Below are 205 nucleotides of genomic sequence, written 5' to 3'. Positions count from 1 at the left end.
CTTCCCCGAAGGCCAGGGCCGGCATTTTGAGCAGACCCGCTATGGCGACTTCCGCGTGCTGCCCGATGGCCGCGCGCTGCTGGTGGGCCTGGCCGATGGCGATGGCCAGCCGGTGCTGCCGCTGCCCGGCCGCTCGATCTGGGAAAGCCCGCTGGGCATCACCAGCCCGGAAGCGACCGGCGCGGCCAGCGAAGCGCCGGTGCCA

General features: G+C 73.2%; 1 pseudogene. It reads left to right on the top strand.

From position 1 onward, the window contains the following. Positions 1-205: pseudogene (locus H928_RS31995) on the top strand (hypothetical protein); the annotation flags it as partial.

The sequence above is a fragment of the Comamonas sp. B-9 genome (assembly GCF_000410635.1).
Lineage (GTDB): Bacteria > Pseudomonadota > Gammaproteobacteria > Burkholderiales > Burkholderiaceae_C > Comamonas.
Note: the sequence above shows the minus strand (reverse complement) of the source record. Positions and strands in the feature narration are given on the sequence as shown.